The organism is Holtiella tumoricola (assembly GCF_027857615.1).
Lineage (GTDB): Bacteria > Bacillota > Clostridia > Lachnospirales > Cellulosilyticaceae > Holtiella > Holtiella tumoricola.
On sequence record NZ_JAQIFT010000045.1, the window covers coordinates 67222 to 94100 of the forward strand.

Annotated in this window: 23 protein-coding genes; all 23 read right to left on the reverse strand. The window is 33.5% G+C overall.

Annotation, left to right across the window (positions count from 1 at the left end; all coding sequences use genetic code 11):
* Nucleotides 1–6 precede the first annotated feature (6 nt).
* Nucleotides 7–777: an HNH endonuclease gene (locus PBV87_RS22895; protein ID WP_271012409.1), complete on the reverse strand. Its 771-nt coding sequence runs from the start codon at nt 775–777 to the stop codon at nt 7–9.
* Between the two features lie 627 nt (nt 778–1404).
* Nucleotides 1405–2322: a tyrosine-type recombinase/integrase gene (locus PBV87_RS11635; RefSeq protein WP_271012410.1), complete on the reverse strand. Its 918-nt coding sequence runs from the start codon at nt 2320–2322 to the stop codon at nt 1405–1407.
* Between the two features lie 386 nt (nt 2323–2708).
* Nucleotides 2709–4325 carry a SpoIID/LytB domain-containing protein gene (locus tag PBV87_RS11640; RefSeq protein ID WP_271012411.1) on the reverse strand — a complete coding sequence of 539 codons (1617 nt, stop codon included), beginning with the start codon at nt 4323–4325 and terminating at the stop codon, nt 2709–2711.
* Nucleotides 4326–4399: 74 nt separating this feature from the next.
* On the reverse strand, nt 4400–5389 hold the full coding sequence (locus PBV87_RS11645) for a hypothetical protein (protein WP_053986244.1): 990 nt from the start codon (nt 5387–5389) through the stop codon (nt 4400–4402).
* A 118-nt stretch (nt 5390–5507) separates the two neighbouring features.
* The gene (locus PBV87_RS11650) at nt 5508–6764 is read right to left on the reverse strand and encodes a GntP family permease (protein WP_271012412.1); all 1257 of its coding nucleotides are present in this window, start codon (nt 6762–6764) and stop codon (nt 5508–5510) included.
* Between the two features lie 32 nt (nt 6765–6796).
* Nucleotides 6797–7936: a glycerate kinase family protein gene (locus PBV87_RS11655; protein WP_271012413.1), complete on the reverse strand. Its 1140-nt coding sequence runs from the start codon at nt 7934–7936 to the stop codon at nt 6797–6799.
* A 111-nt stretch (nt 7937–8047) separates the two neighbouring features.
* Nucleotides 8048–9133: a CdaR family transcriptional regulator gene (locus PBV87_RS11660; RefSeq protein WP_271012414.1), complete on the reverse strand. Its 1086-nt coding sequence runs from the start codon at nt 9131–9133 to the stop codon at nt 8048–8050.
* A 151-nt stretch (nt 9134–9284) separates the two neighbouring features.
* The gene (locus tag PBV87_RS11665; protein ID WP_271012415.1) at nt 9285–9401 is read right to left on the reverse strand and encodes a clostri-philic family protein; all 117 of its coding nucleotides are present in this window, start codon (nt 9399–9401) and stop codon (nt 9285–9287) included.
* Nucleotides 9402–9455: 54 nt separating this feature from the next.
* On the reverse strand, nt 9456–10208 hold the full coding sequence (locus PBV87_RS11670) for a creatininase (RefSeq protein ID WP_271012416.1): 753 nt from the start codon (nt 10206–10208) through the stop codon (nt 9456–9458).
* Between the two features lie 65 nt (nt 10209–10273).
* The gene (locus PBV87_RS11675; protein ID WP_271012417.1) at nt 10274–11797 is read right to left on the reverse strand and encodes a hypothetical protein; all 1524 of its coding nucleotides are present in this window, start codon (nt 11795–11797) and stop codon (nt 10274–10276) included.
* A complete protein-coding gene (locus PBV87_RS11680; RefSeq protein ID WP_271012418.1) occupies nt 11790–12359 on the reverse strand; it encodes an RNA polymerase sigma factor in 570 nt (189 codons plus the stop codon). The genes PBV87_RS11675 and PBV87_RS11680 overlap by 8 nt, the downstream gene beginning before the upstream one ends.
* A 312-nt stretch (nt 12360–12671) precedes the next feature.
* Nucleotides 12672–13940, reverse strand: a complete 1269-nt coding sequence (locus tag PBV87_RS11685) for an amidohydrolase family protein (RefSeq protein ID WP_330680398.1) — start codon at nt 13938–13940, stop codon at nt 12672–12674.
* A 1051-nt stretch (nt 13941–14991) separates the two neighbouring features.
* Nucleotides 14992–16152, reverse strand: a complete 1161-nt coding sequence (locus PBV87_RS11690) for an iron-containing alcohol dehydrogenase (RefSeq protein WP_271012419.1) — start codon at nt 16150–16152, stop codon at nt 14992–14994.
* Between the two features lie 104 nt (nt 16153–16256).
* Nucleotides 16257–16625 carry a MerR family transcriptional regulator gene (locus tag PBV87_RS11695; protein ID WP_271012420.1) on the reverse strand — a complete coding sequence of 123 codons (369 nt, stop codon included), beginning with the start codon at nt 16623–16625 and terminating at the stop codon, nt 16257–16259.
* 127 nt (nt 16626–16752) lie between these two features.
* Nucleotides 16753–16971 (reverse strand): (2Fe-2S)-binding protein, encoded by a 219-nt coding sequence (locus PBV87_RS11700; protein ID WP_053986253.1) that lies wholly within the window; start codon nt 16969–16971, stop codon nt 16753–16755.
* A gap of 144 nt (nt 16972–17115) precedes the next feature.
* On the reverse strand, nt 17116–17382 hold the full coding sequence (locus tag PBV87_RS11705) for an HPr family phosphocarrier protein (protein WP_053986254.1): 267 nt from the start codon (nt 17380–17382) through the stop codon (nt 17116–17118).
* Nucleotides 17379–18338: a DNA-binding protein WhiA gene (gene whiA / locus PBV87_RS11710; protein ID WP_053986255.1), complete on the reverse strand. Its 960-nt coding sequence runs from the start codon at nt 18336–18338 to the stop codon at nt 17379–17381. Before whiA ends, PBV87_RS11705 begins: the two co-directional genes overlap by 4 nt.
* Nucleotides 18339–18368: 30 nt before the next feature.
* Nucleotides 18369–19334 (reverse strand): gluconeogenesis factor YvcK family protein, encoded by a 966-nt coding sequence (locus PBV87_RS11715; protein WP_271012421.1) that lies wholly within the window; start codon nt 19332–19334, stop codon nt 18369–18371.
* Between the two features lies 1 nt (nt 19335).
* The gene (rapZ, locus tag PBV87_RS11720; RefSeq protein WP_053986257.1) at nt 19336–20208 is read right to left on the reverse strand and encodes an RNase adapter RapZ; all 873 of its coding nucleotides are present in this window, start codon (nt 20206–20208) and stop codon (nt 19336–19338) included.
* Nucleotides 20209–20211: 3 nt separating this feature from the next.
* On the reverse strand, nt 20212–21126 hold the full coding sequence (murB, locus tag PBV87_RS11725) for a UDP-N-acetylmuramate dehydrogenase (protein ID WP_053986258.1): 915 nt from the start codon (nt 21124–21126) through the stop codon (nt 20212–20214).
* A gap of 77 nt (nt 21127–21203) precedes the next feature.
* Nucleotides 21204–24320, reverse strand: a complete 3117-nt coding sequence (locus PBV87_RS11730; protein ID WP_271012422.1) for an AAA family ATPase — start codon at nt 24318–24320, stop codon at nt 21204–21206.
* The gene (locus PBV87_RS11735; RefSeq protein WP_271012423.1) at nt 24310–25470 is read right to left on the reverse strand and encodes an exonuclease SbcCD subunit D; all 1161 of its coding nucleotides are present in this window, start codon (nt 25468–25470) and stop codon (nt 24310–24312) included. The genes PBV87_RS11730 and PBV87_RS11735 overlap by 11 nt, the downstream gene beginning before the upstream one ends.
* A 138-nt stretch (nt 25471–25608) precedes the next feature.
* Nucleotides 25609–26877 carry an ABC transporter substrate-binding protein gene (locus PBV87_RS11740; RefSeq protein ID WP_271012424.1) on the reverse strand — a complete coding sequence of 423 codons (1269 nt, stop codon included), beginning with the start codon at nt 26875–26877 and terminating at the stop codon, nt 25609–25611.
* Nucleotides 26878–26879: the final 2 nt, after the last annotated feature.

Below are 26879 nucleotides of genomic sequence, written 5' to 3' on the forward strand. Positions count from 1 at the left end.
AATTCATTAACTATTATAATTATATTCTAAAGAGTGTAGTCTATGGTATTCTATATACTTTATAGAATTTTCATCTAATTTAATTTTAATATCTCTATCTAAATTATATTCCTTCACCTGATCTTCATCGAATAATTTAGATATGATTATTTCTCCATCATCCGTAAAAGAAATATATCCATTTTCAAATAATCTATCATGTTCAAAGCACAATAATAGGGTATTGTTAATATCCCTTTTTTCTACTTTAGTCACGCATCTATACCAAGGTTTTATATGACTTAATCTTAATGTTGATTCAATATTCTTTTTACATATCTGACATTTCCCTATTTGATGCAGGCGGAATGCCCTTGTTTTACCGTGTATAAGTGAATCTCTCTTACGTCTATCATCTATATCCATTTCGAAAAATTTCTCATTCATATACTCTTTAACATATTTAAACCAAAGTTGTCTTAATTGATTATTTTTATCATACGGCTCGCCAAAAAACATATACAATAGATTATCTATTTTATAGGTATAATAATATCCTCTATAATCTTTTATATCACTTTTGTTTCCATGGACATCTCGATCTATGCATCTAATAATTTCAGAAGAAATATATGAATAGCAAAACGTAGTAATGTCTCCTAAAGATACTAGCTTATCTATATAATATAATATTTCCTCTCTATATATTTCAACAAATTTATTTAAATCCTTAATATCATCTTCAATATTTAAAAGTGAAAAATACCTACATATACTTATTACTTCTGCTAATGTCACTATGTCTTTTACCATAACGTATATTTTGTCATTCTCGTCTCTTCTTATTACAACCTTTCTCTTGCATAATTTTGAACACTTACTACATTTAGCTATCTTATATATATCATATATTTTTTCGCTCTTTTGCATATCAATGTAAATCCCATCCTATTTTATAAAATAAACCATTAGATTATTTACTATTTTAAATTCATTTATACAAATGTTCCCTAAAAATACTTAAATAATATCTTTTGGTATTCTTAGTCTGTAAATCAATTTTACACACTAATTCTGAGTAGCATTTCAATATCCAATATCGCTCCCTTCTCTAAATGTTCTTCTAGGACTTTTAGGATTTCAGAACGCTTGTGAAGTTTTAACCGTGAGGACTTCTCACAGTTAACATCGTATTTAATTTTTGAATGCCATGAATCTAGCCGGTATGTGGCGTAGTACCACCTACTCACATTATGATAGATTTTTTATATTTGATTTTTAGAAAGCTTTACTTCTTACTAATCGTTTTTGATGATACGTCTACCTGTTAAATTTGGTTATAGGTATGCTTATTTTTGAGTATAGGGTGAGTTATGCATAGACATGAATAAAACCCCCATATAAAGTCATATAGAGGTCTTTTGATTATCTATTATTTAGAATGCAGGTATTATCAATATCTTCTTTTAACGTTTCTGATTGCATATGAATATATCTGTTAGTCATTTTTAATGTAGTGTGTCCAAGTAATGCTTGTATCTTAAAAGCATTCATTCCATTTTTAGCACAATTATCGCCAAAGGTATGTCTAAAAAGATGTATACTAGTTTTATCAACACCTCTTGCTTTATTATACCTACTTATCCCCTGTTGTAACGTAATAAGCTTCATTTGTGTTCCCCATTGGCTAGGAAATGCGTAATCGTTTTCCTGTATGTCATCCTCAAGAATCTCAAAATATTCAACTAGAATAGGCTTTAATGACTTTGCCAGTGGAATAATCTGTTGCTTTCTATTCTTAGTGTGGATAAATGTTATCGTATCTTTGTTGAAATCAATATCTTTTTTTCTAATATTTAACAGAGTGCTGGCTCTACATCCTGTAGCAAGTAGAAAATTGATAATTACCCAGTTTCTATAATCATGAAATTTATTCATATCTGGCTTCTGCAATAATATATCTATTTCTTCAAGTGTATAAGGCTCTTTAATAGTTTCTGTTTCTTTTATGGCCTTAACTTTGATAGGTGTGTCAATATACCCTTTATCATAGCAAAAATTAAAGAATACTTTTACGCCTCTTAGCCTTATGTTAATAGTAGTATCTTTAAGATCACGTTTCTTCATGTAGCAAATATAATCTTCGATGACCTCGTTACTGTACTCATGAACATACATTTTAGTATCATATTTTAGAAGATATCCAATTACTTCACGATAATAGACAAGACTCTTATCGGATAGATTTTTTATGATACAATTTTTGTAAAAATCCTCTAATGCATCATTAAGCAAGATGTAATTTTTACTTACTTTGCTTTTGTTTAGTTTAATTTTCTTCATATGTGTACCTCTATTCATTTGAATTAATTTTGATTTACAAGAGGTATTCAATTAAATCTAAAACATATTGATTTTACTACAGTAACGCAACAACTACCTGTTATCAAAATAAAAGTCTGATGTATTCATACGTTCTCCAATCTGTCCTATATCTTAGTCTTTATCTTAATAAATTTTCTAAGTTTATCTATTCATTTTTATTGTCTCTCATAATATAATTCTACCTATAATAGTACGTTTTTAGCCTGTATTCGTCAAGCTAGCTATAAAATTTCTCCTGTTATCTCTTCCAAGAATCAATAGAAAATTGTTCTCTATAATGATATTCCCTATATAGACTATAAAAAGGAGTTGCTACATTTCATGTAACAACTCCTTTTATTAGCTTATTGAACTTTTACACCATCATAATAATACTCAATAATTTCTTTATATGTAAATCCTGCTTCTGCCATACCTTTAGCACCATATTGAGACATACCTACACCATGGCCATATCCATAACCATAGATTGTTAAGTCTCCATATACTGTTGCTGGTTTGCTAGAAGATGTATAATCACCATCTATTTCTACCTTATTCCCACTAGATGAAGTAAAGGTATCACTTGTGATGATTTCATCTGCACTTTGGATATATACAGTATCAGCTACCTTTGAGTAGGTAACTTCTGTTTCAATCCAAAGTCCTTCTAGATCCATTTCTACTGTTCCATCACTCGTTATAATTGTTGCTTTACCTGTACTGCTTGTTCCTGGTTTGATACTTACATTTGGTGTATTTGATCCACTATAAGGTACAAATTGATACATACGACTTTTTAAGGAACCATCATTACTTCCGTTAAAGAACGTTCTTGTATTTTCTTTTGTTACTGTATATTCGCCTTTTGTTCCTAATATGGTAAGAGAATTGACACGTCCACTTTGTGAATAACTATCAATACGTACGCCTTCTACTGTACCAACGTCTTTCCCTGCATTCGCAACACATTTTTCTATTTCTTTTAAAGTAATTTGACGTGTCCATGGCACATGATCTGTTTCGTAAGGATCTGGCTTTGCTACTAGATAAGGAACACTATTGCCCCATACATACTTAGCATCTGCTGTATATCCACCACTACTTGCGCTATATACTGTTTCAGCAACTGCTCCATTATACATGGCTACTTCTCCTGCTGTCGCATCAACAGCTGCCGTTGTTCTCTTATCTTCAGAAGTAATCCCTCTATACACTTGGCTAGTTGTTGTATCCACTAAGTTATATCCTCTAGATACAAATCTATTGTATTGGAAAGTTGCCATACTTCTTGCAGCTACTGCTTGAGCCTTAAGGGATTCTACGTGCCAAGAAGCCGACACTTCACAAGGTACAACCCCATATAAGTAATCTTCCATATTCACTTGGTTTACAGCTGTAAGTCCTTTACTTTGTCCGTTGACAACTTCTATAACACCTCTATAGATTCTATTTGCTCCAACGCCTGTAGCTGGGAAATTATATTGACTATATCCCCCTCTAAATCCTAAAGGTTGCTCATCATTTTCACTGACTAACAGGACTTCTCCTTTTGTACTTTTTATCCCAATACGTTTGTTATTACTTGATACTTTATAATCTGCATCAAAATCATCCGTTGTGTAGATTTGGTATTTTCCAGGTTCTATGTAGGCTACAACTGCTTCATCACCATATATTTCTAAAGCTTTGTATGCATCTTCAAATTCATTATAAACTTCTTTATAACCATAATATGTAGTACTATCTAGTGATACTGATATATCACTAGAATCTAAATATCCCTCTTTAATCCACTTTTCACCTTCAAAATATCCGATTGCAATGGATTCCTCACTTTTAATTTGAATTGTAGCTGCATCTTTATAAACAGATTCAAGCCCTATTCTAATAGATTCTGGCGCTTTAGCTTGAAGTATTGTTGGAATCGTAAGTACCAACACCCCAACTAAAGTTGTTATCTTGTGTTGATTTAGGCGCAATGATGTTCCCCCTCTTTTGTTAAGTTCTAATCTCTTTATCTTAACTCCATTATATAAGGAGAACTGCCAAAAATCTACAATTTATAGTAATCTGTACAAGTTTTAAGATCCGTTAACCAAAGTTGTATGTTTTTATCGTCAAAAGTTGTATGATACATTTCTACTAAATACTCTTGTAACTCTCTTATCGTAATTTCTCTTGATTGTTTTGGAATGATTTCTGTTTTAAAATTTATTTTCATCTTATGTTCTAGCTGTCTTGTTGCACTGTATATGACTGCCTCTTTATAGGCATCATAAAAGGCCTTCCAACTTTCATGGCTAGAATATTGCCAGTAATTCTTCCAACATTCTTTGCACTTTCTCCATATAACATGGTCCATATTGATTTTATACCCTGGATAATACTTATAAAGTGCCTCTAAATAATTCATTTCCTCTGTTTGAGCCCTTGTTAACCACTTAGCTATAGGTAAAAGGTGAAAGGGTTTCCTTCTTTCATAAATAAAAAGTGTCTCTATGTATGGATGCCTAACAAGCATATAGGGGAATTCTACGCCATGCCAAGTTGGTATATCCATAATGATGTGAAACTTCACTCTGTTACGTTTCCCCAGTCGATATAGTACTTGGCTAAGATCCTCATATCTTAACTTACTTGGCCTTTCTGCTACAAAGTCCCAAAATAGTCCTGTTGCATTACTTTGCCCTATTAATACTAGGAAGATCTCATCTGCATTTAAGCGTTTAATTCCCATCTGTAAGCATTCTTCAAATGTCTCTTTCTCAGAGCTCTTTGCAAGTACCATCTCATGGCGCTCAATCTTCTCTTCTCCATCGTAAAAATATTCGTATAGTCCCCCTCTTTTGACCTGACCAATTTCATCTTTTAAGGAACTAAACCGTTTGTACATCGCTAGGCAACTGTTTTCTAGTATATAGCCTCGGGCAAAAATTTTAATTTCTGGATGATCCACTTTTCCAAGAAGTTCAATTTCTTCCTCGATCAAGGCTGCTATCTCACAATTGCCACTTCCATAGACCAATACATTACATCCTGCCATAGCTCGTACCTCCTATTTTATTACTTCTATCATTATATGTTGGAAGTTTTTTAAAGATAACACAAAAAGAGGCATATAACTTTAAATTATATACCTCCTTGCTTGTCTAGTATGACTGTTAAAGAATAATTCCCCAAATAATTGTTGATACAATAGTAATAACAATACCAATTAATGATTCATAAGGGATGAGTTTTAAACGTTCTGATAGATTCATATTTGTTGCACCTGCTGTAGCATGGAAGAATGAACCATGTGGTAAATGATCAAGTACTGTTGCACCTGCATGTACCATTGCCGCACCTGCAAGTGGCATAATACCTGCTGAAAGAATAGCTGGTCCAAATGTAGCTGATGCAATCGTTGTTCCTGCTGTGGTTGAAGCTGTAGCCGCTCCCATTAAAATACCTGAGATTGGGGCTAATAAAAACTCTGGCATATTCATGCTATTAAGTAAAGAAATAGTTGTTGCTTGAAGTGTTGATGCTTTAATAATACCTGCTACCGCACCTGTTCCAATAAGTAAAACTGTTACAGGCATCATTTTAGATAATCCAAAAGTGATATACTCATTTGTATTTCTCCATTTGCCAGTAGCAACAACTCCTATTAATCCTCCAATAGGAAGTGCAATAAGTGGATCTACTGTAATACCAGCAATTGGTCTAAGTGCTAAAAGGATAATGGATACTAATGGTCCAATAATTGCTGCAAAGAAACTTGGAAGTTCTTCTTGGTTTTCTTCTACCGCTGTCTCTTGAATTACTTCTCCTTTTTTAGTAAGGAATTTAACAACGATAACCGTTGTAATTAGACCAACAATAGCTGGAATTAAGTTAGCAACCATAAGACTTGAAAGTTCTACTCCAAAGTTTTCTGCTGCTGAGATTGTATTTGGATTAGGTGAAATAATATTACCGCATTTTCCTCCACCAATCATTGCAAAAAGTATTGCCATTTTAGAATAATTAAGCTTTTTACCGATAGCTAATGCAATAGGCGCTACCGTAATAACTGCAATATCAATAAATACACCTGTAGATGTTAAAATCATTGTTGCTAATGCTAACGCAAAGAGTGCACGTTTCTCACCTAAGGTTTTAACAATTTGATCAGCTATCTTAGCTGCTGAACCTGTTTTAATTAAAATACCTGCTAGTACTCCAGATGTTACAATTCTTAAAATAGCTGGCATAATATCTTTGGCTCCGCCAATCATTGTACTGACTGTACCATCTAGTCCTGCTCCACCTACAAGGCCTCCTACAACAGCTCCTAAGATAAGACTATAAGCTGGTTGAACCTTTTTGATAATAAGAATAATTGCAACTGCTAAACCTAAGATGGCTCCCAATGTAGTAATTTGTAGTTCCATTTCTCCCGCTCCTTTTCAAGTACAAATATCTATTATTTATATAGTTTAATTAAATTGAAAACTTGTTCTACTGTTTTAGTCATATTTTGTTTTGCATTTTCAGGATTCATAGCATCCTCTAATGACATTGCAGCATTAACGATTGAGAAGTAAGCATCTATCCCCTCTTCATTACATTTTTTCGCTTCATTTGCTAATGCTCCTGCAAAACCTAGAACTGGTAGATTATACTTCTTAGCTAATTTAGCTACACCTATTGGAGCTTTTCCCATAGCTGTTTGATTATCCAGTCTTCCCTCTCCTGTAATAACTAAATCTGCATCTTTTAAGTCTTCTTCTAATTTAATTTCTTTAAGAATAATTTGAATACCGGATTCTAATTTCCCATTTAAGAATGCCATAAATCCAAATCCTAGTCCCCCTGCTGCTCCTGCACCAGGAACTTGTGAAAAGTCTTGTTGCTTAAATGTTTTTACAACCTCTGCAAAGTTTCGTAGACCTTGATCTAAACGTTCTACCATCTCTGGTGTTGCTCCTTTTTGAGGCCCATAAATAGCTGCTGCTCCATTTTCTCCATAAAGAGGATTATCTACATCACATGCTATTTTAAATTCACATTCTCTAAGCTCTGGTAGTACTTTGCTTGTATCAATTCCTACTATTTGTTCTAACCCTTGTCCACCTTGTCCTACTTCTTGTCCGTTAATATCTATAAATTTAAATCCTAATGCCATAAGCATGCCTATACCTGCATCATTAGTAGCACTTCCACCAATACCTACAATAAATTTTCTACATCCCTCTTCAATACATTTTCGAATAATCTCACCTACACCATAAGTTGTTGTATAAAGTGGATTTCTATCGTTCATTGGAACAAGAGGAAGTCCAGCTGCTTCTGCCATTTCAATAATAGCTGTTTCATGACCTTCTAACATACCATATCTAGCATTTACACGCTCTTTTAAAGGACCTGTTACCTCTAGTGTTTGCATACTACCACCCATTCCACTTACTAGTGCTTGCGCAGTTCCTTCTCCTCCATCTGCAAGTGGTTTGATAATGACTTGTGCCGTATGATCTATATTCAAGATACCTTGTTTAATTGCATTACCTGCTTCTATTGATGTTAAACTACCTTTTAATGAGTCAATTGCCACAACTATTTTCACGTTTGATCACTCCTTTTGTACACATTATACTATATGACAAATAAATAACTATGTTCCAAATACCAATTATAATGTATACTTACCCCCTATATCTGTTACACATAACAAATTCTATTGCATGCCTTTCATATAAATTCCTAGATAAATCCTAATAGATTGTTTAAAATTACGAGGATTAATACCTATTTTATTTTGAATCTTATCTAATCGATATTGTACTGTGTTTTTGTGAATAAAAAGACGTTCTGCTGTCTCTTTCAAAGACATATTGCATTCATAGTAACAATTTAAAAGTTCAATCTCTTCCTCTGTTAAGCTCCCTACTACTGTACTTATATATTTATCTTTTGTTGATTTTGGCAAACTTTCAAGTATAAGCTCAATATCTAGCTCACTGCTATCTACTATAAATTGCTCATTACGCTTAGCATATTTAAGTGCTAATAATGCTGAATCATAAGCATCTTTAATATGTTCTAGTGTCTCTGGTACGCCTATCCCACAGTATATACTTCTTTGATCATATTCATCTAACCTAGGCATGAGTTTTTTCAGCTCTGTCATTCTCTTTTTAGGGATTAAAATAATAAAATGATTAGGGTAATTGTACATATAAAGTTCCACATTATATTCACCTAAAAGTTTATAAATCCTATTTTCTATTTCTATAAAATCTGCATATTTTTTAGATGTTTCAACCACAATACACTGATATAATTCACCTGCTTTTATATGAAGTCTTTGCATCATATGCTCAATAGCTTCTTTGTTAGCGCCTTTTTCATAAATACACATATTCATCAGATGCTGAATCATTTTCTTTCTAGATTCATAATGTCCCATGATCTGTTCTTCTTTAATAAAAATTTCTGTAATCTTAGATGCTAAAAATCCATATTTCATAATTGTCTCTGGATTACCTGTAATACCTATTACCCCAAAGACCTCGTTATCTATAATAATAGGGTAATTGACACCTCTCTTAGCCCCTTCAAAATTTCTCTCGTTTTGTACCATTACCATACGTCTTGTTATTATTGCTTCATACCCAGCTTCATGAAAACTTCCTATACGTGTCTTATCTGTACTAGAAATGATAATACCTTGTTTATTTATAAAGTTAATATCTTTTTCTACAACTTGACTAATTGCATCTACAATTTGTTGTCCTAATGCTGCATCTATAGTTCCTACCATTTTATATTTCCTTTCTTCATCCATACTTACTCAAATGTCTAACTTTATTCATTATATATTTATAATTACCTATATAGGTATTATTTATTTTTAATGATTATAATAAAAGAGGATAATTCCTCTGTTAAGATGAACTATCCTCTTTTACTTACTATTTGTATGAAGTTTTTTTCTCTGGCTCTCCATGATTATTTTGTTCATCATGAAGTTTTTGTCTACGTTTTCCTTTTTGCATTGGGTTGTTAGAACCTGGCTTGTTTTGATACATAGGTACACACATCCTTTCAAAGATATTATTTACCTATTACAAACTCTTTATCTATTAATTCTTAAACTCTTTATTAACAATTGATACCATACCCTTTAAAGCTTCTGCTATAATGAGTTCACCTTTTTCTTGTGAACTTGTTCTTCCAATAGATAAAAGACCAGAAGCTGGTACTAAATCTTTTGGAATTGGATAAACCTGATATGTTGGTACTTCTTCAATTTTTTCTTCAATAAGTCTGTCCATATGCACAGTTTCTGGTGCAAATTTTAAAATAAGAGAAGTCTCAGTGATTGCTGCATGTTCTAATGCCCAACCTGGGAAAGGTACTTCATCAAATACCTTATCTATTGTCTCTTGTGTAATCAGATCCCACCAACTCATCATGACAATCTTTGTCCCTTCTGGCATATGTCTACTTACTAGATCAATCGCCTCTAATAAGAAGGCCTGATTTTCAAAATGAGAGTTCACTACAGCTATTTGCTTTACACCATCACGGATGAGTTCTTCTAAAATATCTTGTACAAGTGCAATTAAAGTTACACCATTTAAGTCAATTGTCCCTGGGAATAAAGGACCACCGCCTGAAGCTGGTTGTGATTTATAGCCATAGTTAATAGCAGGCATCACAATCCCATTTACCTCTTGTGCTAAAAGTTCTGCAAAACCTTCTGATATAATTGTATCTGTAAATAACGGTAAATGAGGCCCGTGCTGCTCTACTGAACCTACTGGTAATATTACAACATCTTTATCTTTTCTTTCATTAAATTCATACCATGTCATATGTTTCATTTGTGTCATAGTGTTTATCTCCCTGTTATCTATTATTCATTTATAATTATATCAAATAATCCAAAATAATGTTGCTATCTTATCGGAATTATTGTATCTTCTATTACAATACTTTCAACTTGATTCACATCAATTAAATTGGGCAAACTTATTTCTTTCCCTCCCATTGTACTAAAGCTTATACTATGATCTGATAAAATGCTTTCATCATTACTGATTCCTACCTTATCTACTTCATTTCCTAGCTCACTAGTTGTATCTTTACTATCTTCTTCAATGATCACACCTTGCTGTACATTCAGATGCTGAGTAAACCATAAATTAAATCGTGTACTCATACTATTAGAAAATAGTCCCAACTTGCGCCCATCTTTCATCAGTAAATAACCTGATAAGTCTTTCATAAGTTCTGTATTTTTGCTACCTTCTATCTTCACACCTAATGCTGATAGTTTAATTTCATTAATTTTAACTTTTAAATTGTCTTTTTCAATTATTACATTGAGTTTAATACGTTTTGTATTATGATTAGAATCTAATCTAAAGGTTACTTGCCATTTCCCATCAGATATCAAATTAAAATAATCATAGTCTACTCCCATTTCTAAGTATGGTAAGTCCGCTTCTGTTATATCTTCAAATTGGTCACTCATTTTATGCAATCCATTTGTAGTGTCCCAAGTTCCACTACCGCTATTATACTCTATTTCTGCTCCCGTACGAGTATCGATTAACTTTACATGGGTTTGTAAGAGTTCTTCTCCTATTGAATCTTGATAACTTGTAATAATATGAAGTACATCATCTATAAATCTTACTTGATCTAACTTAAATTGTGGTATCTCTTCACTTATTGTCAAACCTAATCCTTGATCTATGCTATATTCTTCCCATGCTTTATCATCAGATACAACTTTTTTACTTTCTTCGTAGGCTTTATTTAAATCTAACCGGGTTGTGGTATGTCCAGCCTCCCATTTTCCAAGACATGATGCTGTTAACTCTATATCTTTTCCAGATAGCTTTTTATCTCCTGAGACTTGTATCACACTAAAAAGCTTCTTACCATCTTCAGATAAGTAGTGTTGGCTTCCCCATCCTAAGCCTCCTGACTCATTGATATGAAGTTGTATCCTTAATGGCATACTTTCTTTTTCAAATGTTTTACCATCTTCTCTTTCAAAGCTAGTTATAATAATACCTGATTTATCATCAATGACCGCTTCTTCAACCTTAAATATAATACCTTCTGCAATAAATTGCTTTTGTACACTCTGTGCTTCTTTCTCTATTAAACTAAATGATTCCCCCCACAATGTTCTAAGCTGTTCATTAGTTCCCACTGCAACTACTGTAATAGCCATAATTCCTATTAGAGCAATAAGTGGTAAGAAGTATCTTTTGCGTCCTTTTAATTTTTTCTTCTCTTCTTTCTTCTTTTCAAAGGATACTACCTGCTGCTGTGAAATACCTGCCATAGCTTTCTCTTTAATTCGAGTCAAATCTAATTGCTTACCTTCTCTCTCTTCTTCTAATTTGATATTCTCTAATAAGTCTATATCTAGCTCATCCATTAATTCGGTAATCTTCTTATTCACCAAGGCCACCCCTCTCTTTAAAAACCTTTTGCAATTTTTGTTTTCCTCTATGAAGTTTAGTTCCAACTGTAGCCACTTCAATCCCTAAAGCCTTTCCAATCTCTGATAATTTTTCTAGATAAAAATATCTTCTTATAAAAATTTCTCCATCAGGCTCAGGTAAACTTCTAATGACATCCATAATCAAAGCATGTTCTTCCTTGGCTAACATTTCATTTTCTGGTATACCTTCTTCTGCTATTCCTCTATATTTAATTTCATCTTCTTCTAAAGGTAATATCACTTTACCTCCTATGGCTCTCAATTTATTAATCGTTTTATTCCTCGCCATTGCACCTAAATAACTTTTTAATGTACCTTCTCCAATATTAAGCTTGTCTTTGTTCTCCCACATTTTAATAAATACATCTGCACAAATCTCCTCCATATCTTCTTTAGTAAGACGGCTCCCAGCAACCTTTATGACTACCCTAGATATGTAAGAGGCATAACAATCTATTAATTTCTCATAATAAAATACTTGGCCTGTTTGTATGCCTTGTATCAATTCCTTTTCTTTCATAGTGCCCTCCTTTTTTGCTTTCATTTATATAGACACTCTAACTACTCATTATTTTCCCTTTTACTTAATTTTTTATATGTTATATTTTCCCATTCTACACAAATATATAAATAGACATCCACTTTAAGCAGCATTTTAACACATTTAAACTTTAAGATACATCTTGCCAAGATATAGCAATCATTTACTTACATCTATAAAAATGTTCAAATAGGTACTACTTCCTTAGCTAAAATAAAAGAGGTTAAAACATAAACACTATCATTTGTTTATGTTTTAACCTCTTTTATAAGCTGTTTAATTATTCTTTTATTATACTTCTTTTCCTGCTACATATTTACCAACAATATTTCTATCATCTGCTAGATACATCATTCTTTCTGCTCGTTCTTTAATACTTAATTGTAACAGTGTTTCTAAATTCTTATCATCTAGTATGACTGCATCAAATTCATAACCTGGCTCAAAACTTCCTACTTTTCCAAAGAAACTTCCACCACCTTTAGTTGCTAGGTAGAAGGCCTCTTCAAAAGTTAATGGTGCTAGGCTATTGTCTACTAAGCGCCATCTCATTTTAGACATAACAATGGCATCTTGCATAGCATAGAAAATAGAAAGCTTACTTCCTGCTGCTACATCACTTCCTAGCCCAATAGGAATATGATGCTCCATATACTTACGAATTGGCGCAATGCCTGATGCAAGATTGGCATTTGACTCAGGACAATGTGCAACATACACTTGATTCTCTTTTAAAAGCTTCATTTCTTCTTCTGAACAATAAACACAGTGTGCCATAACAGTCTTACACTCTTTATCTATTAATCCATATTGATGATATACATCTGCATAACAACTACTTTGTGGAAATAGTTCTTGTACTAATTGGATTTCACCCATATTCTCTGATAGGTGAGATTGCACTGGTAGCTGATATTTTTCTTGCACATCATGTAGTTTTTCTAATAGCTCTCCCGAGCAAGATGGTACAAATCTTGGTGTAATCATTGGCTTCGTATTTTTGAATTTACTTTGAACTGTATTGATCCATTTCTCTGTTGCAATAACAGATTCTGCCGCACTACTCTCGCATAAATAATCTGGTGCATTTTGGTCCATATTGACTTTACCAACGTACGTAATAAGCCCTGTAGCTTCTAGCTGTTCCATTAATATTTCTGTACTATGTGGATGGATTGTTCCAAAGATACATGCACGCGTTGTTGTTGTTTGCTTTAAGTCGGAAGCAAATTTTTGATAAGCTTGTCGTGCATAGCCTTCATCTTCATATTTTGCTTCTTCAGGGAAGGTATAAGCATTTAGCCAATCTAAAAGCTCCTTATCCATCCCTAATCCTCTAAATGTATATTGTGGTGCATGAGTATGAAGATCTGCCATTCCAGGTATGATTATACGCTCCCCACAATCTTTTACTGGATATGCTTTATATGCTTCAGGTATTTCTGTATAAACCCCTTCACATACATTATCCTTACAAACAACATACCCCTTCTCTAATGTAACAAGTTCAGTTGGAGATTTTGAATAACATACGCTGCCTCGTAATATAAAATTCATCATTGTTCCGCCTCCCCTTTATATGCATAAATTTTAAATAAATAAACGTTTTGATATTAACACGCCATCTTATTATACTCTGACACAAATTATATTTCACTATAAATTTACTCTTATAAAGCTTCTCCTAAAACTCTTTCATATTAAAGTATATGCATAGATTACCATAAATCTCCATCTTTTCGTTTATTCTCTTATCTCTTTTTAGTTATTTAAGGATATCGTAGATTATAGCAATTAAATATTGGGTTAAGTGTGAGGGCATGTAGGCAAGCTTATTATATTCCAACTTTTAGTCCTCAACTTTTAAGAGAGGCTGCGGAGGAAGTTTCCATACAATAACTCACCTTACAGCCCATCACATAATAGCCCCTTCAGATAGAAAAATAGCTAAACTACATGATGTATTTTCTAAACATCTTTCACGTGAAAGTGCTTAATCATTTAGAAGTTTAAATCAAAAGCACTATCAATTCTACAAAGCGTGTCTTACTTAACCCAGTAGCAAAAGGCATTGATACCTGCAAGTTTTTGCCTTCCGAAGAAGAAACATTTACTCCTATCTCTTCACCACGGGGTGTCACTGGAAGTGAAAACTTACCTTCGTGAGTAGAAAAGGGCGGTAATACGTGAGTAACCTCACTGGAGCTTTTTTCGAGGATGGACTTAGAATATAAGCTACATGCAGTTTAGTAATCTCTCCTCCGGCACAGTCCACAAAGTGAGGGAGGCATATTCGTAAACTTGATTCAGTGAGCTGGATAGGTGTGTTCTCCGGAATCTGCCTACGTAGCTTTCAGATAAGAAATGTTCGAAATGAAAAAATAGTGGTTTTAGGTGTGCTGTCTGAACGAAGTGAGTTCACACCGTTATTATTTTTGAATGAGTTACATTTCTCTGAAAGCGAAGTGAAGCAGGTGAAGGAGAATCCAACTGGCCAACTCACGTAAGTAGACTAAATATAAGCACCCCCTCACTTAAACAAATATTTATTCCTTTAAACTTCTCATAGAAAAAGGAGCCACATACTTCGTGGCTCCTACTTTCATTACTCTTACATTGCACCTTCTAGGATTTTACGACTTACTTCTAAAGTTACTTCTCCCGTTTCAGAAAGTTGTGTCATTCCATGTCTTTCAAGTGCATCTACAATATCATTTATACCTTCTTCAGTTATTCCATAATCACTTAAGTGTGTAGCAATACCTAAGCTTTCAAAGAAATCACGTGTTCTCTTAATAGCTTGGTCAATACGGGTATCTATCTCACCTTCACTAATACCCCATACACGTTCTGCATATTGAAGTAATTTAGCTTGTTTTTGTTCTCTTCGTACATTCCAAATAGAAGGTTGAAGGATTGCTAGCGTTTTGGCATGGTCAATGCCATATAGTGCAGTGATTTCATGACCTATTGAGTGTGTTGTCCAGTCTTGTGGTACACCTGCTCCAATAAGCCCGTTGAGTGCCATTGTTGCACACCATACAAGGTTTGCCCTCGCATCATAATCTGTTGGATTATCAATTGTTGTTTTTCCAATCTCGATAAGTGTTTGTAGTATCCCCTCTGCTGTACGATCCTGGAACCTAGCCTCTGATGGTAATGTTACATATTGCTCTACTGTATGAATAAAAGTATCTACAATCCCATTCGCCACCTGTGTTTCTGGTAATGTATAAGTCAGTTCTGGATCTAAAATTGAGAATACTGGGAAAGCTTTTGGACTAAAAATAGCAAGCTTACCTAGCCTTGAGGTAATAACCCCTCCATTATTCATTTCTGAACCTGTTGCTGGTAATGTTACAACTGTTCCTATTGGTAAACATGGAGCCACTTCTGCTGGTACTGTCCCATAGCTAAACAGTTCTTCTTTATTCTCGCCTTCATAAGTCGAAGCAATAGATACAAATTTAGTTCCATCCATTACAGAGCCGCCACCTACAGCAAGTAAGAAATTAATCTTTTCTTGTTTAACTATTTCTACTGCCTTCATCAATGTATCATATTGTGGATTAGGTTCAATCCCACCAAATTCAAAAATTTGGCGTCCTTCTAAATAAGTTTTTACTTGATCTAAGGTACCAAAGCGTTTAACGCTTCCACCACCATAAAGAATAAGTACTTTAGCATCTTGTGGAACTTGCTTTGAAAGTTCTTTTAAGGTGTCTTTACCAAAAATAATATGTGTAGGGTTATGAAATTCAAAATTTAACATAAATAAGTATCTCCTTTTTTCTTAATCTCTTCTTTTACCTTACACCTTATAGTTCACTCTAAGTCAATGCTTTTATACAAACATATATTAAAATATATACTTATCTATTCACATTCTTTAGTTTTACCATCATACCATTCTATTTTTTTATCTATCTTATGAACACTTCTTTGAATAATCTCCATCTGTTCTTGCAATTGCCTCTTATGTGCATTTAAAATCTGTTTTCTTTGAGGTATTGTATGCTCCCCTTCCATACTTAACTCAACAATATAATGAATATCAGCAATAGACATACCTGTCTCCTTTAGACATTTTATAAGCTCAATCCAAAAGATATCATCTTCTTGATATATTCTAATTCCTTGTCCATTTTTCTGAATACCTGGCAGAAGACCTTCCTTTTCATAATAACGTAATGTATATGTACTAAGCCCTACTCTTTCAGCTACTTTACCAATTGTATATGCCATCTCTTACTCACTCCAATTTAATCATTCTTTCTATTAGTATATCATCAAATAAGATCATATATATAGTTCTTCACTTAAATAGTATTACTCTCCTACTCTAACTTAATAAACAAAAAAACAGAGTGGATTAATTCCACTCTGTTCCAAACTCAGCAATAAGATCTTCAATTTTACCTTTACATCTAAAGCCTTTACATCCACCTTTAGTTGCTCCTGTATCTTCTGCTACAGCTTCTACTGTTTTATTGCCATTTCTAATACTATTTTTAATTGATTCCTTTGTAATTCCACGACATACACATACTTTTTCTAATTTATCTTTAACATCTTGGTTTAATTGTTCCATGAGTTATACCTCCAGTAATTAATAATAATTATCTTTTAACATATTATATTATATCTATTCTTATTTGTCTATATACCTTAAGCAAACTCTGCAACAAATTTTTTCACAAAAAAAGGAGGGGTTTCTTCAACACCTCCTCATTTATTATTCACCTATTTCTTCAGTTGTTAAGAACTTATTTAAAGCTTCTAAAGCTGCTTGTTCATCTTCACCATCTACTACAAGCTCAATAGCAGCACCTTTTATAGTACCTAAAGACATCATACCCATAATACTTTTTGCATTAACATTTTTTTCATCTACTACTACAGCAATGTGGCTTTCAAATTTACTAGCAATTTGTACAAATAATGCAGCTTGTCTTGCTTCTAAACCATTTTTAAGACCTACAGTTACTTTTTCCTTAATCATTTAATCTTTCCTCCTCTTTGTTCCCTTATTTGATCTGCAATTTCACTCAATTTTTTTAGTCTATGATTTACTCCTGACTTCCCTACAGGTGGTGACAGAAGCTCTCCTAGCTCTTTAAGCGTTGCACTTGAATACTCTAATCTAAATCTTGCAATTTGCTCAAGGTTTTCTGGAAGTGCAGATAAGCCAATAGTATCTCTTAAATACTCAATGTCTTGAACTTGTCTTACTGCTGCCGATACAGTTTTTTTAAGATTGGCTGTCTCACAGTTGACCAATCTATTAACATTGTTACGTACTTCCTTTACAATCCTTATATTTTCTAATTGCATTAGAGCAATGTGTGCTCCTATAACGTTAAGCAAATCTACAATCTGTGCCCCTTCTTTCAAGTATACCACATAACTGCCTTTTCGGGTCACTATTTTAGCATCCATTTCTAAGTGATTCATTGTAGTCTGTAAATATTCTGCATTCTCATGATACAATGTTACAAATTCGAAATGATAGCCTTTTTCAGGATCACTTACTGAGCCTCCGCCTAAAAAAGACCCTCTAAGATAAGCCCTTTTACAACATATGCTTTGAACCATCATATAATCCATGTGTTGCCTTAACACTGGGAGGTTGCCTTCATATTTCAGAATTGTTGTAGCGAGAAGAATCTTCTCTGCATCCTTAGAGTCCATGGTTTTCAGAAGATAGGTTTGTCTACTTTTATTTTTATGCGTAATTAAAATAACTTCAGTATTAATATTAAAAGTTTTTTTAATCATTGTAAAGTATTTTCTAGCAATAGCTTCATTTTCTGTATGAATCCGAATGCTAAAAGTACCTCTTTCGAACTCTATTTTCCCTGCCATTAAAAGAAAAGCTCCGATTTCAGCAATCATACAGTGCCTTGCTTCTCCTGTAATTTCAGTAAGTTCTTTACGTACATCTGCAGAAAAAGACATTTTGTCACCTCTTTAGATACTGTTTATTATTTAAACATCATTAAAAATATATTCGGCTAACTTATCTTGATTGTGTCTAATATATTGTTTTTCATGATTAATACGTACAAGCGGTGCTTCAATACGCTTTTTAGCCTGCCAAATTGGATGTTCTGCATCGAAGTGTAACATGTGTGCGCCATCTTCAATGTATTTTTTCAAGTATTCCTCTGGAATATTCTCGTTATTTACAATAACTGTATTAATTGTACCTTCACCTATGAATTTTTCAAGTTCTTCAACATGATCCTCTACTGTAAATCCTGTTGTTTCACCTGGTTGGCTCATCATATTAGCAATATATATCTTACGAGCCTTTGAATTTCTAATTGCATTGGCAACTTCTTCTATTAATAAGTTAGGTACAATACTTGTATATAAGCTACCTGGACCAAGAAGGAGGATTTCTGCTTCTTCAATCGCTTCTATTACTTCTTCTGCTGGTTGTGGATTTTTAGGTTCTAATCTTATATCTGTAATCATTTTATGATGTGCCTTACTATATTCAACAATCTGAGTTTCACCTTCTACACAATCACCATTTTCAAATGTTGCATAGAGTTGTACATTTTCTAATGTAACTGGTAATACTTTTCCTGTTATAGCCAGTACCTTACTGGTTACTTGCACTGCTTTTTCGAAGTTTCCACTTAAATCTGCAAGTGCCGCTAAGAATAGATTTCCAAAGTTTTGACCTTTTAATGTTCCATCTTTAAATCTATATTGCAAAAGTTCTTTCATAATAGGTTCTGTATTTGCAAGTGCTACTAGGCAGTTACGAATATCCCCTGGTGGAACCATATTCATTTCTTCTCTTAAGATGCCAGAACCCCCACCATTATCAGATACTGTTACTATTGCAGTAACATCTGATGTATGCTTTTTGATACCTCTAAGCATAGTTGATAAACCTGTTCCGCCACCTATAGCAACTACTTTCAAGGAACTTTTATTCATGTTATTTACCTCGTTTACTATCTTTATCTATATCTCTATGCTGAACGGTTACTGCATTACCACTATTTTTTAAATATTGATAAAGTGCATTTCCTAGTACGACAGAACGATGCTTTCCGCCTGTACAGCCGATCCCAATCACCAATTGATTTTTGCCTTCTTTTGTATAGTGTGGAATGAGGAAGTCTACCATATCCTTTAGTTTATCTAAAAATGTAGTTGTTACCTCATATTGCATAACATAGTCTTGTATTTCTTTCTCATTTCCTGTAAGTGGTCTTAGTTCAGGTATATAATATGGATTTGGAATAAATCTAACATCAAATACTAAGTCCGCATCAATAGGTACACCATATTTAAATCCAAATACTAAAATAGTAATCATTAAATTTTTAAAATCATTTTTTTCAATAACTATATCGTGCAACACATCTTTTACATCCTTAGCTAAAAGATGTGTTGTATCGATAATATAATCTGATTTATCTTTAACCTCTGTTAAAATTGCTCTTTCTTTCTCAATGCCTTCTTGAATACGCTCGTTACGTGCAAGGGGATGAAGTCTACGTGTTTCTTTATAGCGTTTAACAAGTTCTTCATCAGCACAGTCAAAAAATATAATTTTGTATTCATATCCAGCTAATTTAAGTTCTTTTAAACTTGTAAATAAATCATCAAACAAAATACCGCCTCTAATATCTATGCCTAATACAACTTTATCATATTGTTGCTTCTTATCTACAATCAAACTAACAAAGTTAGGTATAAGCATAGGTGGCAAATTATCTACACAATAATATCCCATATCTTCAAAACAATTGATTGCGGTACTTTTACCTGCCCCTGACATTCCCGTAACGATAATGAATTCCATGCTTTATTTTTCTCCTATCACTTTGACCTCAGTCTCAAGTTGTACATTAAACTTCTCTTTCACACACTTTTGTACATTTTCGATTAAAGTCTTAATATCTTCATAAGTGGCACCGCCTGTATTAATAACAAATCCACAGTGTTTTTCTGATACTTGTGCACCACCTACTTGGTATCCTCTTAAGTCACTATCCATAATCAGCTTCCCTGCAAAGTGGCCTTCTGGTCTTTTAAAGGTACTTCCTGCACTTGGATACTCTAATGGTTGTTTATCTCTTCTTCGTTGCATCAAGTCTTTCATTTTAGCCTTAATTGCATCTTGGTCACCTGATTCAAGCTTAATAGTTGCCTTTACTACAGTGTAACCCTTTTCACCTACAATACTCGTACGGTATCCAAGTTTTAATTCCTCTAGGCTAAGTGTTTTAAGTACCCCATTTTCATCAATGATTGTAGCTTCTACTAAGACACCTTTCATCTCACCATCATAAGCACCTGCATTCATTGTAACTGCTCCACCTAGTGTGCCTGGAATACCATGAGCAAATTCAAATCCTGTTAAACTATGATCATATGCACTATTTGCAATGCGAGAGAGCAATGCACCTGCATAAGCTGTAATACAATTACCTTTTACTTCTATATCACTTAATGCTTTATATACTTCAATAATAACGCCTCTATATCCCTTATCTGTAACAAGTAAATTACTTCCATTTCCAATGACATAATAAGGTATTTGTTCTTGCTTACATACTTTTATAGCATGCATCAATTCTTCTTCTGTTTGAGGCACAACATATAAATCTGCTGGGCCACCTATTTTGAAGGTCGTATGTTGATTCATCCATTCATTTTCTAATATAAATGTTTTATTTATCTTCTGTGCTAATAAATGGATGATATTCGTTTTATTCATTTATTTCACTCCTTGACTGCCGCTATCTTCGTTATTATTATAATATACATTATTTTATAGGGTAATGATAGTATTTTTTATAACTTGAAAGTGGCCGTGCTTCCTTTGTGAGTGCTTACAATTTCAAGGCGTGCTGGGATTTGCTCCCTTAGTTCTTTAACGTGTGAAATGATCCCTACCAAGCGTCCTGTATCTTGTAAATTCAGAAGTGTTTTGATAGCTAATTCTAGAGCTTCTTCATCTAGTGTTCCAAATCCCTCATCAATAAACATGGTATCTAAGCTAGATGCCCCAGCAAGTCTTGATATGACATCTGCAAGTCCCAGTGCTAAGGCTAAAGCTGCCATAAAGCTTTCTCCACCGGACAATGTATTGACCGGTCTTGTTTGCCCTACATAATGGTCAATAACTGCTATATCTAATCCTGCTTGTGCATTTTTACGACGTAAGTCATCTGTACGATAAAGCTCATATCTAGATGTAGTCATTGGTCTTAATTTTTGATTTGCACTTTCTAAGACTTCATCAAATATACTACTTTGAATATAACGTTCAAAAGAAAGCCCTTTACTATTCTTTCCTTTTGCCATAGCAGTCATTGTACCTATAACATGTTGTTTACGTGCAACTTCTTCGCTTTCTTCATAAAGCTTTTCTATTCCTGTTTGTACTTCTTCGTAAAGTTTGAGCTGTCTAGTCAGCTCTACTATTGCTAGTTGTAGTTCTTCTTTCTTGTTAGTTAATTGTTCAAATTCTACTTTTACAGTTTCAAAATCTTCTAATTTAAAGCCTTGCGCTTGTGCTTCTAGCATTTCCTTTTTACTATTTAATATAGCTGTTTGTTGTTCATAAGATGCTATTTGTTGCTTTAAATTTTCTAGATGAACAACCTCTCCCTTCAATGCTTGATAGCTTTCTAAACCTAAGATATTTGAATGCTCCAATGCATCCTTAAATCGTTTATGTGCATCTTCTAAGCCATTTTCTTGTTCCGCTAAGTAAAGATTTTTTTGTTCTAATGTTCCTTTTAGAAGTGAAAGCTTCTCTTTTGTCTCCTGAAGCTTTTGTTGTAAAAGCTTATAGCTATTCTCATACTGAGCTTGGATAGACTTTAGACTTTGAATAGATTCTAAGAGTGCTTCTTTTGATCTAAGATCTTGTGGTACTTCTTTCTTAATTTCTTCTAATTTACTTTTGTCTTTTTCTATTTCAATTTGATCATTGTGATACTTCTCTTTGATAGATTCTAATGTTGTCTGTAATGTTTCTTTTTCTTTCTTATCAGAAGCTAATTTAAGTTCTAACTGCTGAAGTTGTGTGATTTTGACTTTAGCTTCTTCAAGTGTTTTTTGAAGATTTTCTTTATACTCTACAGTAATATTTTCTACAGATACACTTATTTGTATTTCATAATTTTTAAGCTTACTCTCAATTACAGTAATATCTTCTTGTATGCTCTTGCCTCGTGTAAGAATACCATTTTGCTCTTCTTCCTTCTTACTCATTTGTGTAAGTAATTGATTTTTTATGGCTTCTATTCTTTTGATATCTTCCATAGTCACTTCATTCTGAAGTTTAACTGCTTTACGAGGATGCTCCATACTTCCGCATACTGGACAAGGAGTATTGTCCTCTAACTTTTCTGCTAGTATACCTGCTTGTCCGCTCATCCACTGTTCTACATAAAGATCATGTTCTTGTTGCTTAGCTAGTTCTTGTAGCTTAAGTGCTTTAATTTCTCCACCAAGTACTTTGTACTGCCCTAGAAGTTGTAAGCGCTCTTCTTGTTTACGTGCTTGTTCCTTCTTAAAATCAAGAATATAGTCTACTTGTTGTAAATTCACCTGTGTATCTGAAATGATTTTATTAAATACTTCTTTTTCTTTTAACTGCTCTTCTATTACTTTAATTTGTTGCTCTTTGGCAGTGAATGCCTCTACTAACTGCTCCTTTTTAGCATTAAAAGCTACTATATCTGCTTCTTTTTTGAGAATATCTTGTTGAAGTTGGTCCAGTGCATCCATCTTAGGCACATATCCTTCTAACTTAATAATATGCCCTTTTTGTGTTTCTATTTCCTCATGTTTAGCTTCATATTCTTTTTGAGTGTTCTCTAACTGTCCTAGTTGTTCATTTAGTACTTGTTGCTCTGACTGAAGTGTTATAAGTGCTTCTTTTGTCTTTGCTACCCCTTCTTTAAACTTATTCCCTTCTTCTTCTATGGTTACAAGTGGAACAACTTGTTCTAGTTTGCTTACTTGTTCTTGATAAGTTTTTATTGTCTCTTTTTCCTCTAAATGAATCTTTAACGCTTCTTGTAGCTGTTCTAATTGCTTGAATGCTGCGTATTTTTCATTTTGTATAAGTAGAGATTGTTGAGCTTTATCCAAAGCTACTTTAATATCTGTTGCCTGTGTATTAGACTCATCTAGCTGTACGGAGTATTGTTCATTTAACTCTGTTAAAATACGGCTAACCTCTGGTGCATTTTTTAGAATTTTTGTTTCTAGATAAAACTTAAGCTCTTCATGCTCTATTTCTTTCAGGTTACTCATAAATATTTCATACTGAACGTTCTTAGCTTTCATTTGTTCATTTAATTTGCTACTACGTTCTTCTAGCTTTTTCTCAACACTTTGATAGATGCCTGTCTCAAAAATGTCTTGGAGAATCTTTTGTCTCGCTTTACTATCTGCAGTTAAAAGTTCTCTAAATTTATTTTGTGCAATCATAATCACTTGTCTGAATTGATCAATGTTAAAGACAAGTAGTTCCTCTATTCTACGATCTACCTCTTGAAGTCTTGCTGCTACAAGTTTATATTCGTCATCTTCTTTTTTATAGAGTAATGCTTTACCTTCTTCTACAGTGAAGCCTTCTCCTCTTTTCTTAGGACGTTCAAAACGAGGAGATCTAATAACTTTATATTCATCCCCTTTTAATAGGAAGGTTAACGTAACCTCTGCCGACTCGTCTGACGCTGCAAACTTACTTCTCATACTTTCAGCAGTTCTCTCGCCACCATTGGTTTGTCCATAAAGTGCATAGCAAATAGCATCTAAAATGGTTGTCTTCCCTGACCCTGTTGGCCCATGAATAAGGAACATATTTGTATCTTCAAGTAATGTAAAATCTATTGTTTCGGTACCTCCATAAGGACCAAATGCACGCATGGTTAATATCTTAGGCCTCATTTTTCCCCTCCTCAATCTCACGAATCACTTGATTCATATAATCTACTTCATCGTCACTTAAATCTACTTCTCCAACGTAACTCATAAAATCTGTAAATAACTCTGTTAAGGATTTTTTCTTCTGAGCCTCAAACTCACTTTGTCTTTCTACTTGTTCACCTTGCTTTGTTTTCACAGATACAAATTCAGCACCTAGTATAAAAGGATAAACTTGACGTAATACACCTACTACATCTTCTACAGGTTTACCTTCTACTTTTGCATAGACATAATCTTGTCTATTAATCTCTGGAAGTTCTGCTGCTGTCTTTATAAGTGCTTCTAATGGACCTTGAATCACTTTTAAATCCCTCTTAGGCGGTAAACTTATTTCTTCTATTTTATCTAATCCATCTTTTGTAACATCTAACTTTACAAAGCCTTTGCGTTGATTTGCCTCAGATACTGAATACTTGAGTAAAGAACCGCTATATCTAATCGTTTCTGCGCCTACTTTTTGTGGGTTGTGTAAATGACCTAATGCAGTATAGGTAAAAGGTTTAAAACAATCTGCTCCAACCATTTCTGCTGTTCCAACTGCACAAAGTCTGCGTTCAGAATCAGATAAGTCTCCCCCTGCTACGAAAGCATGTACAACTAAAATAGTTGGTACTTCTCTTTTTTCTTTTAGAATCTCTCCTGTTAAATAGCGCATGGCTTCATCATGTCTTTTAATAGATTCATCTCCTGCGATTTCTCGTACTTTAGCAGGTTCCATATATGGAATGAGATAAAGATCAACTTCCTCATCTTTGCTTAAAGTTACCTTGTGATAACCTTTTTCACATTCTCCTATAATATATAAATGCTTACTTGCAAAAAGTTCACTACCAAAGTGTAGACGTGTATTACTATCATGATTTCCTGCTATGATGACTGTTGGCAGTTCCATTTCACCAATTACTTTACTAATAAAATAATTAAACAGTGCTACTGCTTCTTCATTAGGTAACGCTTTATCATAAACATCACCAGCTATAATAAGTAGTTCAATATTTTCTTCTTGAATATATGCTATCATTTGCTCTAACATAAAACTTTGGTCTTCAATCAAGCTATATCCATGCAAAGTTCTTCCTAGATGCCAATCTGATGTATGTAATATCTTCATATCTCTCACCTCTCAAATCTTATTATAATTTATCAATTAATCTTATGTTCAGTTTTGTCTGGTTTTATTAATAGTATACTATTTTTCAGAGTGGCTTTACAGTAAAAAAGGAGCTAGCTTACCGCTAGCCCCTTCTGTCTACTCTTTTAAAATCTCTATTTGATCTTTGAGTTGTGTATTTATTTGTGTTTCTATATTTTCCATAATGACTTTACTATTTAGTCCTGCATTTAATCCTCTTATAAGCTGTTGATTAATAATATTAAATGCACTTTCATCCAATGGCGTGATATTAACATACTCACATTCTCTAGCTAAGTCTGAATATAAACGCTGCTCATTTTGCCCTCCTAAGAAAGCATTTTCTCCAGCTGCTTTACTAAATATTTCTTGCTTTGGTAAATAACACGGAACGCTATTTCTTACTATAGGCATTAAATCCCCAAATATATATTCTTCAATAAACTCCCATGCAAGTTCCTTATTATTACTATTAGATGGAATAGCCATCAAAGTACCATTACTAATAGCATTCGTATTAAATGGCAACTCTGCTACACGCCATAGGCCTGCCTGTTCCGGTACCCATTCCTCTATTTGACTACTTCCCCAAGTCCCTAAATAAAGCATGGCCATTTGATTGTTACGTATTAATTCTTGTCCTTCTTCTAACCAAATATCCTTATAAGATACAAGCCCTTTATCTACAAAGGATCTACATAATTCTATTCCTTCAACAAATTGTTTAGAATTCATGACAAAGTTGTATTCTTTATCAAAATAGGGCATAGAAGACATCATAACACCTAATGGATCTAATGCCCATTGAGTCATATAAATGCCCTCTCTTTTCAGTGTTTCTGCCATTTTTAAATAATGAGCTGGCTCTACTAGATACTCTGCTAAAGCTTGTGGTTCATCTGGGAAGCCATATGCCTTCATAATATCTGCTCGGTAAAACATTACTTTAGGAGCGTTTGCCATCATAACTGCAATCATTTTCTCGTCACTAAAATCAAGTCCTGCCCCCCATGCTCCTGTATCAAAATCTTGTTGGTACTTTCCTATATTATAAGGTTCACTCTGTAAGTCTTCAAAAGCATCTACCGTATTAAACTGTCCCATTTGTAGGCTATCTAATATAAGTATATCAGGTCCTTCTTCATTACTTAATCCATCTAAATATGCATCTACATATTCATTATTTGCAAATACTTTAACCTCTATCTCAATGTCTTTTGCATAATTCTTTTTAAATTGCTCTGCTACACTTTCCCACCCCTCATAGTAGCTCCAAATTTCTAATTTATTATCACTAGTGATTTCATACTCTTGCTCTTCATGTAATGCTGAGCATCCTGTTAAGAGTAATAACACTATGCCTATCACTAAACTACATTTCTTCATTA

Bases quoted from the DNA above. Each gene is read 5' to 3' on its own strand.
- PBV87_RS11700 (WP_053986253.1), bottom strand. From the start codon at position 16,971: ATGGAACAATTAAACCAAGATGTTAAAGATAAATTAGAAAAAGTATGT.
- PBV87_RS11715 (WP_271012421.1), bottom strand. From the start codon at position 19,334: ATGAATAAAAGTTCCTTGAAAGTAGTTGCTATAGGTGGCGGAACAGGT.
- PBV87_RS11735 (WP_271012423.1), bottom strand. From the start codon at position 25,470: ATGAAGATATTACATACATCAGATTGGCATCTAGGAAGAACTTTGCAT.
- PBV87_RS11680 (WP_271012418.1), bottom strand. From the start codon at position 12,359: ATGAAAGAAAAGGAATTGATACAAGGCATACAAACAGGCCAAGTATTT.
- PBV87_RS11650 (WP_271012412.1), bottom strand. From the start codon at position 6,764: ATGGAACTACAAATTACTACATTGGGAGCCATCTTAGGTTTAGCAGTT.
- whiA (WP_053986255.1), bottom strand. From the start codon at position 18,338: ATGTCTTTTTCTGCAGATGTACGTAAAGAACTTACTGAAATTACAGGA.
- PBV87_RS11740 (WP_271012424.1), bottom strand. From the start codon at position 26,877: ATGAAGAAATGTAGTTTAGTGATAGGCATAGTGTTATTACTCTTAACA.
- PBV87_RS11635 (WP_271012410.1), bottom strand. From the start codon at position 2,322: ATGAAGAAAATTAAACTAAACAAAAGCAAAGTAAGTAAAAATTACATC.
- PBV87_RS11645 (WP_053986244.1), bottom strand. From the start codon at position 5,389: ATGGCAGGATGTAATGTATTGGTCTATGGAAGTGGCAATTGTGAGATA.
- PBV87_RS11705 (WP_053986254.1), bottom strand. From the start codon at position 17,382: ATGATTAAGGAAAAAGTAACTGTAGGTCTTAAAAATGGTTTAGAAGCA.
- PBV87_RS11670 (WP_271012416.1), bottom strand. From the start codon at position 10,208: ATGACACAAATGAAACATATGACATGGTATGAATTTAATGAAAGAAAA.
- murB (WP_053986258.1), bottom strand. From the start codon at position 21,126: ATGAATAAAACGAATATCATCCATTTATTAGCACAGAAGATAAATAAA.
- PBV87_RS11660 (WP_271012414.1), bottom strand. From the start codon at position 9,133: ATGGTAGGAACTATAGATGCAGCATTAGGACAACAAATTGTAGATGCA.
- PBV87_RS11665 (WP_271012415.1), bottom strand. From the start codon at position 9,401: ATGTATCAAAACAAGCCAGGTTCTAACAACCCAATGCAAAAAGGAAAA.
- rapZ (WP_053986257.1), bottom strand. From the start codon at position 20,208: ATGGAATTCATTATCGTTACGGGAATGTCAGGGGCAGGTAAAAGTACC.
- PBV87_RS11690 (WP_271012419.1), bottom strand. From the start codon at position 16,152: ATGTTAAATTTTGAATTTCATAACCCTACACATATTATTTTTGGTAAA.
- PBV87_RS11695 (WP_271012420.1), bottom strand. From the start codon at position 16,625: ATGGCATATACAATTGGTAAAGTAGCTGAAAGAGTAGGGCTTAGTACA.
- PBV87_RS11730 (WP_271012422.1), bottom strand. From the start codon at position 24,320: ATGAGGCCTAAGATATTAACCATGCGTGCATTTGGTCCTTATGGAGGT.
- PBV87_RS11685 (WP_330680398.1), bottom strand. From the start codon at position 13,940: ATGATGAATTTTATATTACGAGGCAGCGTATGTTATTCAAAATCTCCA.